The organism is Actinacidiphila rubida (genome assembly GCF_900110255.1).
Taxonomy (GTDB): Bacteria; Actinomycetota; Actinomycetes; order Streptomycetales; family Streptomycetaceae; genus Actinacidiphila; species Actinacidiphila rubida.
The window spans coordinates 1-8,485 of record NZ_FODD01000092.1 but is presented as its reverse complement, the minus strand read 5'-3'; the positions used below and the strand labels follow the sequence as shown (position 1 = coordinate 8,485).

Here is an 8,485-nt window from a genome sequence, read left to right as displayed (position 1 = left end):
TGGACGCGGCGCCGTCCAGGCCGCCACCGTCCTTGGCCACGTAGGCGGGGATGAGCGGCATCGACGGCAGGTCGAGGTAGCGCTGGCCGTCCCTGACGACGGTCGTCGGCCCGTTGGACCGGACGTAGCCGTCACCGGCGTCGGCCATCGACTGGTCGGTCAGGTCGCCGACCGAGACGTTGGTGATCGTCTCCCCGGCACCGGGCTGCTGGCCGTAGCGGCCCTGCAGCAGGGAGAACGCGCCGACCGCGTCCGTGCCGCCGGCGTTCAGCAGGGACTGCGCGGACGAGGTGAGCGCGTCGTTGGCGGGCAGCGCACCGCCGGTCCCGGCGGTGCCCGGAGTGCCGGGCGACGCCTGGCGGGCGGCGTGCCCGCCGATCGCCGGCGCCGACGAAGGCAGCGGCACCGCACCGGTGTTCATGGTGTTCACGTAGCGGTCGGGCTCGGCGTAGGCGATCCCGGGCGTGCCCTGCAGGGCGCGTGCGACCGCGGCGGAGTCGTGACCGGAGGTCTGGAGCACATAGGTGCCCGCCAGGCCGGACGACGCGTCCTGGACCGCGGGCCGCAGCGACGTGGCGCCGACGGCCCGGAGCTTGGCGTCGACCGCGGGGCTGCTGGTGTGCGGGGTGCGGGCGGCCAGCCGGGTGCCCGGCAGCGTCGTTCCGGTCACGGTGGTGCCGGCGTCCAGACCGACCAGGACCTGGCCGGGGACGACGCCCTGGCGCTGCGTGGCCGGTTGCGGCGGCGACTGGTGCGCGCCGCCCGTGTCCAGCGGGGTGCGGGCGGACGGCAGCGCGGCCGACGCCGGGACCGCCGCGGTGGCGGAGGCGACGGCGACGGCGAGCACGACGGCGGCTCGGGTGAGTCGGCCGCCCGGGGAGTGAGCACGTGGCATGGAGCGCCTTCCGGTTCCGGGGGACGTCTGGAGCGCACACGAGGCGGTGCATGCGCGAAGGGACGTGAAACCGCGCAAACCCTCGCGGGAGGACGCCCCATGATCAGGCGACGATGCCAATCGGCCGCCGAGAGGCGCAAGATTGCGCAGGTGGCCGACTTCCGCCAACTGGCGGGCGGTGGCCAGGAGCGACCGGAGCAGACATGGAACTTGACGTCCTCGGACTCAGCGGGGAAACACAGCGGGTGTACACGGCGCTGGTCGGGCTGCCGCGCAGTCCCGCCGGGCGCGTCGCGGACGCCTGCGGCGTGTCCGCGAGCGTGGCCGGCCGGGTGCTGGCCGGGCTCGTCAGGGAGGGCCTGGCGGCCCGGGCCGCGGGCCGCCCGCCACTGTTCACGGCGACGGCGCCGGACGTCGCGGTCACCGCCCTCATCCAGGAGCGGGAGCACCGTCTGGACACCGCGCGGTCGCTGGTGCAGCGGCTCACCGAGATCCACCGCGAGGCGCTGCGCATCAGCGACCCCGACATCGCCGTCGAACTGCTCACCGACCGGGAGGACATCAGCGCCGCGGTGCGCCGGCTGACCGACGGCGCGCAGCGCGAGGTGCGGGCGTTCGACCGCCCGCCCTACGTGGACCGGCCCGGCAGCAACCTGCAGACACAGGTGGAGCGGCAGCGCACCGGGGTGGTGCACCGCGTCGTCTACGACCGGGCCGCGGTCGCCTGGCCCGGACGTCTGGAGGACGACATCCTGCCGAGCGTGCGCACCGGCGAGCAGGCACGCGTCCGCGCCGAACTCCCGCTCAAACTCGTCCTGTCCGACGACCGGTCGGCGATCATCCCGTTCAGCCTCGCACCGCGCGGCCACTCCGCCGCCTACCTCATCCACCGCTCCCCCATGCTCAGCGCGCTCGAGGCGCTGTTCGAGGCGGAGTGGGAGCGGGCGGTCCCGCTGCGTGACGCCGTCGAGGGGGTGGAGACGCCGGTGCCCGACGACCCCGAAAGCCGCTCCCTGCTGCTCCTGCTCACCTCCGGCAGCACGGACGCCGCGATCGCCCGCGCCCTCGGCTGGAGCCAGCGCACGACGCAGCGCCGCATCCACCGCCTGATGGCCGAACTCGGCGCCTCCACGCGCTTCCAGGCGGCGGCGCTGGCCGCACGGCGCGGCTGGCTGTGACGGTCCCTCCGGGGCGGTCCGGCCCAATCCGGCCCAGGGTTCGGCCCAGCCCGGCCGCAATCCCGGCTTACAACGATGGAAAGGAACCCTTCCTCACCGGTGTGCCGTGTGCCCGAACCGCGGTGCTCGCGGGCGGCGTCGGGAAAAAACCCATGGCCTCCGCAGGGTTGACTCACACAGGGAGGTGACAGCCATCATTTCCATCGTTATATAAACAGCCGTGGACGACGGAGGTCCGCCCATGCACCAGCAGGTGAATCCGGGCGCCGCACACCCCTTCACCGCACGCTTCACCGCACGCGTCACGGCGTGCGTCGCCGCGCTGGCGGCCCTGCTCCTCATCGCCCTGGGCGGCAGCCCGGGCGCGGCCCTGGCAGCCGCGCCGCCCGCCGCCGGCGGACCGCCCGCGGCGGCCGCCTCCCCGTACCCGTCCGTGGGTCCGGGCACGCACTTCCTCGACGACGCGTCGTACCTGGCGGGCGTGGCGGACCCCGGCTGGTACGAGGCGAACATCCCGTTCGTGGACCTGCCGGACACCACGCTGCAGAGCGTCTACTACTACCGCTGGCGCGACTACAAGGAACATCTGCGCTACACCGATCCCGCCGACGGCTGGATCTCCACCGAGTTCCTGGACTGTTGCGGCTACGCGGCTCCCTACCAGGCGATCAACGCGGCCGCCGGGCACCAGATCACCGAGGGCCGCTGGCTGCGGGACCAGTCCTACGACGACGACTACATCCGCTTCTGGCTGACGGGCCCGGGCGCCGGCAGCAAGCCGCAGACCGACGGCGTCAACGCCGACACCTCCGACTGGGCGCACGAGTACAGCGTGTGGCTGGCCACGGCCGCCTACCAGCAGGCGCAGGTCACCGGCGACTTCAGCCGGCTGCGGACGCTGCTGCCCGCCCTGGTCCGCCAGTACCGCGGCTGGGACGGGCAGTTCGACGCGCGGTTGGGCCTGTACTGGTCGGTCCCGGTGTGGGACGCCATGGAGTTCTCCGCGTCCTCGTACGCGTCGGGCGACCCGTACCACGGCGGCGCGGGATTCCGCCCGACGCTCAACTCGTACCAGTACGGAGACGCGATGGCGATCAGCGCGATCGCGGCCGGGGCCGGCGACCAGACGCTGGCGGCCGAGTACGCGGGCCGCGCCGCGGCGTTGAAGGCCTCGTTGCAGAAATGGCTGTGGGATCCGTCGCGCGGCTTCTACTACACTATGGCGCGCGACGGGAACCCGGACCACAAGCTGTCCGACACCCGCGAGGAGATCGGCTACATCCCGTGGATGTTCGGCGCGGCCCAGCCGTCCGACGCCCCGGCCTGGTCGCAACTGGGCGACCCGCAGGGCTTCGCGAGCGCGTACGGTCCCACGACCGCCGAGCGGCGCAGCCCGTGGTTCATGCACGAGGCGGGCAACTGCTGCCGGTGGGACGGCCCGAGCTGGCCGTTCGCGACCTCGCAGACGCTCACCGGCCTGGCGAACCTGCTGGACGACTACCCGGCGCAGAGCACGGTCGGCAAGGAGGACTTCGCGGCCGCGCTGGCGACGTACGCGAAGACCCAGACCCGCAACGGCACTCCGTACGTGGCCGAGGCGCACGATCCGGACAGCGACCGCTGGATCTACGACGGCTACGACCACAGCGAGGACTACAACCACTCCACGTTCGACGACCTGGTGCTCTCCGGCCTGGTCGGGCTGCGCCCACAGGAGGGCGGCGCGCTGCGCGTCCAGCCGCTGGTGCCGGCCTCGTGGGACCATTTCGCCGCCGAGAACGTCCCTTACCACGGGCACAACGTCACCGTGCTGTGGGACCGCGACGGCAGCCACTACCACCAGGGCGCGGGGATGCGGATCTACCTCGACGGCCGCCTGGTGCGCTCGTCGGCGGCCCTGAGGGACACCACGGTGGGCGTCGGCGCGACCGTTCCCGCCCCGCCGTCCGCCCTGGTCGACGACGCCGCGAACCCGCTGCGCCAGGGCTACCCCAAGCCGCTCGCGTCCTACACCTGGACCTACGACAACGCGTGGAACGCCCTCGACGGGAAGGTCTGGTTCAACGAGGTCCCCGAGAACACCCGGTGGACCAACTACTCCTCACCGAACGCCCAGGACTACTACGGCGTGGACTTCGGCGCCCCCACCACGGTCGCCGACGTGCGCTGGTACGGCTACGACGACGGCGGCGGGGTCAGACCGGCCGCGGCCTACCGCGTGCAGTTCTGGGACGGCACGGCCTGGCAGGACGTGCCCGGTCAGGTGCGGGACTCCGCGGCTCCGGTGGGCAACGGCCTGAACCGCGTCACGTTCCCGCCGCTGACCACCACGAAGCTGCGGCTGCTGTTCACCGATCCCCCGGGCGCGTTCGTCGGTGTGAGCGAGTTCCAGGCATGGGGGCCGTCGAGCCCCGACGCGACGCTCGCGGTCGGCCCGGTCAACGCCAACGGGCTGGTCACGCTGGGCGGTTCGACGGCGGTCGACGTCACCGTGCGCAACACCACCGGTGCCCGGCTGGACGCGGCCGCGGTGCGGCTCGGCGTCCCGGACGGCTGGACCGCCACGCCGGCGGGCGGCGGCCCGGACACGGTGGCCGCCCACGGCTCGGCGGTCTGGCACTTCACCGTCGCCGCGCCGGCCGGCGTGGCGCCGGGCGCCGAGGCCGCGCTGATGGCCACGGCGTCCTACCGCCCGCACAACGGCGCCGCCGAGTCGACGCACCGGCTGCAGAACGCGCGGACCGCGTTCGCGGCGGGGCAGCAGGATCCGGTGGGCGTGTGGAACCTGGACGAAGGGGCGGGGGCGGTCGCGCACGACAGCGCGGGCGGCCACGACGCGGCGGTCAGCGGCAGCCCGTCGTGGGTGCCGGGTGTGTCCGGTACGGCGCTGCAACTCGACGGCGGCGGCACGCAGTCCGCGCAGACCTCGGGTCCGGTGCTGGACACGGCGGGCAACTACTCGGTCGGCGCGTGGGTGCGGCTGGACCGCACCGGCGGGTGGGCGACGGCGGTCAGCCAGGACGGCCCGGTCAGCAGCGGGTTCTACCTCCAGTACTCGGCGGCGGACAACCGGCTGGCGTTCTCCACCAGTTCGGGCCGTGCGCTGTCCGACCAGGCGCCGGAGACGGGCCGCTGGTACCACCTGGTCGGCGTGCACGACGCGGACGCGGGCACGTACACGCTCTACGTCGACGGCGTGGCGCAGTCCACGGTCTGGCGGCAGCCGACCGGTGACGCGGCGCCGGGACCGCTCGCGATCGGCCGGGCGTTCTCCGGCTCGCACCCGGCCGACTTCTGGCCGGGCTCGATCGACCAGGTCCAGGTCTGGAACCGGGCGCTGACGGCCACGGACGTCACCGCGCTGCCGGGACGGGCCGGGTGACGGCGGATCGCGGAAGCGCGATGTGACGCCCTCGGGGAGGCGCTGCGGTGTGCGGCGGCCATCCGGCTGGGCGGGGTTGTACAGGTGCCGGCATGGCGAGCCGGCCTGTTCGACCGCCACAGCCGGATGGCCGCCGCGCTGCTGCCCTCCCCGATCCGAGCGCCGCGATCCGGCGTGCCTGCCGGCTGTGCGACCCCTCCGGTCGCCTGCTTCCCCGGCAGGGGCGTGATCCCGGCGGCCGCCCAGACCCTTGTCGCCGGTCCGCCGGCCGCTGAACCTCCTTCCCGGCCGCCGCCCGGCCCAGCGCTTCCCCGACGCCACCGGCGGCCTCGCCGGCCTCGCCGTCGCGGGGGGAGGCTCGCGTGCGGGTGGTGCGGATCCGTGTCACGGTGGAAGGGCGTCGGTGATCGTGGGGAACGGCTGCGGAGCGCGAGGCGTGGGGTGCGCCGGATCTCCGCGGCGGGGCAGGACATCGCCGACCCGTCAGGGCGACGGCGCGAGACCGCGGCTCGGGGGTGCCGCGGGTGTTCGCCGGGAGCCGTAGTTCATCGTGAACCGCCGCGGGAGTCGACATGAGCGACGAGAACAAGGACGCAGCCGTGGAGGTGAAGGTCGAGGTCGTCGTCATCCCCGTCGCGGATGTCGATCGGGCTCTGCGCTTCTACCAGGGTCTTGGCTGGCGCCTCGACGCCGACTACGAGGCCGGTCCGGAGTTCCGGATCGTGCAGGTGACGCCGCCTGGTTCGCCGTGCTCGGTGCACTTCGGCCGCGGGCTCACCTCGGCTCAGCCGGGCTCGTCGCGTGCGTACCTCGTGGCGTACGACATCGAGAAGGCCCGCGCGGACCTGATCGGCAAGGGCGCGGACGTGAGTCCCGTGTTCCACAACGTCTACGACACCGGCGCCGAGGTCAGGGTGGACGGGCCCGACCCGGACGGGCGCAGCTACGCGACGTACGCCACGCTCGCCGACCCGGACGGCAACGAGTGGACGCTGCAGGAAGTCAGGGAGCGCGCCCCCGGGCGGTGATGCGCGTCGGCGGGTCCGGCCGGACCCGCCGCACCAGCCGACCGTCAAGGTGTCCGCCGTGGCCTGGCCGCGCGGGTCGGGGCGGTCGAGCGGCTCGGCGGTGAGCCGTTCGCCCGCCCCGGCGGGCGAGGGTATGGGGAGCCCTCGGACACGGCTGCTACCGCAGGGACCGGAACCCGGTGCGGAGTTCACCGACGAACAGCTCGGGCTGCTCCCAGGCGGCGAAGTGCCCGCCCTCCGGGAGCTGGTTGTAGTGGATGAGGTTGGGGTACGCCTCCTCGGTCCAGCTCCGCGGCGCCTGGTACAGCTCGTCCGGGAAGACGCTGACCGCGGTGGGCAGCTTGACGCCCCTGACGCCGAAGAAGGGCGTCGTGTTCTCGGCGTACAGGCGGGCCGCGGAGACCGCGGTGTTGGTGAGCCAGAACAGCGTGACGTTGTCGAGGACGTCGTCGCGGGAGAGGCCTTCCCGCACACCGTCGAAGGCGCGCGAGATCAGGGCGAGACTCTTCGCGTCGTGGTCGAGCAGGAACGCGGCCAGGCCGACCGGGGAGTCGGCGTGGGCGGCCAGGGACTGCGGGCGCGAGGCCATCATGTACGCGTAGTAGACGTGCCGGTAGACGAAGTCGAGCTGTTCGACGGCACGCTTCTGCTCGTCGTCGGCGAGGACCGTGCCGTCGGGGAGCGGGTTGCCGGCGATGATGGCCAGCTCGATGGCGGGCGGGATCACCTTCGGCATGTTGGTGTGGATGCCGACGAGACCTTCGGGCTCCTGGACGCCCATGGCGTCGGTCACGACCGCTCCCCAGTCGCCGCCCTGCGCGACGTACTTGGTGTAGCCGAGGCGCTTCATCAGCTCGCCCCAGGCGCGGGCGATGCGCTCGGGCCCCCAGCCCTTGGCGGTGGGCTTGCCGGAGAAGCCGTAACCGGGCATCGAGGGGATGACCACGTCGAAGGCGTCGGACGCGTGGCCGCCGTGCGCGGTCGGGTCGGTCAGCGGGTCGATGATCTTTATCTGCTCGACGACCGATCCGGGCCAGCCGTGGGTGACGATGACGGGCAGCGCGTTCGCGTGACGGGAACGGACGTGGATGAAGTGGATGTCCAGCCCGTCGATCTCGGTGACGAAGTGCGGGTAGGACTTCAGCTTCGCCTCGATCCTGCGCCAGTCGTACTCCGTGCCCCAGTACGCGGCGAGGGCCCGCAGCGTGGCGAGCTGGGTGCCCTGCGACTGGTCGTCGACGGTCTCCTTCTCCGGGAAGCGCGTGGCCCGGACGCGGGCGCGAAGGTCGTCGAGGTCGGCGTCGCTGAACTCGAAGGTGAATGGCCGGATGGCCGTGCTGTCGGACATGAGGGTTCTCCTGGACGTACTGTTCGTTTCTCGCGGAATTCCGTGAACAAGCTTCCCGATCGGCGCACGGGCCATGGCCTGCCGGACCGGTGCGACGATTTTCGAGCGGATGATCGCATTGCGGCCGATCACCTTCCGTGTCCGCGCCCACACGACGGGGTCATGTGCCCGCCGGGACCCGGCTCGCTCATTCACTCCGCCCAAGGCTAGGGACCGGCCGCAGCCTTCGCCCCGGGGAAACCCCCGGGGTTTTCCCCCGGGCCTGACGAAGCGGGATCGGGTCGGGACCATGATTCCGACCTTGTCCTTTCGGTCTCTCGCGCGCGGGACACGGGATATACGCTGGAGGACGTCGGACACGCGGGCTTTCGTCCCGCGTGAATTTCCGGAGAAATGCCCGCGCGACACCACCGGAATTCCCGACCGCACCACATCCCGCGCCGGCTGTCTCCCGGCCGGGTGTCCGACAAGGGACATTGATCATGGGCGGAGCCACCGCGAAGGCACTTCAGGGTCGGAGCCATGAAGTCCGGGTCCTCATGGACGCCGTGACCCGGGCGCGGGAAGGAACGAGCGCGGTCGTGGTCCTGCGCGGGGACGCGGGCATCGGCAAGACGGCGCTCCTGGATCACGCCGGCGAGGAGGCCCCCGGGT

At 72.8% G+C, this 8,485-nt stretch carries 5 protein-coding genes and 1 pseudogene; 4 read left to right on the top strand and 2 right to left on the bottom strand.

All coding sequences use genetic code 11. The features are described 5' to 3' along the window. A pseudogene (locus BMW99_RS38515) lies at positions 1-895 on the bottom strand (hypothetical protein); the annotation flags it as partial. 203 nt (positions 896-1,098) lie between these two features. Between BMW99_RS38515 and BMW99_RS38510 the strand changes: the two are divergent. The 3 genes from BMW99_RS38510 (at position 1,099) to BMW99_RS38500 (ending at position 6,483) form a co-directional block, all read left to right on the top strand. Beyond that, positions 1,099-2,073 (top strand): helix-turn-helix domain-containing protein, encoded by a 975-nt coding sequence (locus BMW99_RS38510; RefSeq protein WP_069463700.1) that lies wholly within the window; start codon positions 1,099-1,101, stop codon positions 2,071-2,073. A gap of 241 nt (positions 2,074-2,314) precedes the next feature. Beyond that, the gene (locus BMW99_RS38505; protein ID WP_079176337.1) at positions 2,315-5,455 is read left to right on the top strand and encodes a LamG domain-containing protein; all 3,141 of its coding nucleotides are present in this window, start codon (positions 2,315-2,317) and stop codon (positions 5,453-5,455) included. Between the two features lie 572 nt (positions 5,456-6,027). Continuing rightward, complete coding sequence (locus BMW99_RS38500) at positions 6,028-6,483, top strand: VOC family protein (RefSeq protein ID WP_322899522.1); 456 nt, start codon at positions 6,028-6,030, stop codon at positions 6,481-6,483. Between the two features lie 157 nt (positions 6,484-6,640). Here BMW99_RS38500 and BMW99_RS38495 read toward each other — a convergent pair whose 3' ends face one another. Continuing rightward, positions 6,641-7,831 carry an epoxide hydrolase family protein gene (locus BMW99_RS38495; RefSeq protein WP_069462216.1) on the bottom strand — a complete coding sequence of 397 codons (1,191 nt, stop codon included), beginning with the start codon at positions 7,829-7,831 and terminating at the stop codon, positions 6,641-6,643. Between the two features lie 482 nt (positions 7,832-8,313). Here BMW99_RS38495 and BMW99_RS40585 point away from each other — a divergent pair. Beyond that, on the top strand, positions 8,314-8,485 hold a 172-nt coding region (locus BMW99_RS40585; protein WP_143080626.1), incomplete at its 3' end, for an ATP-binding protein.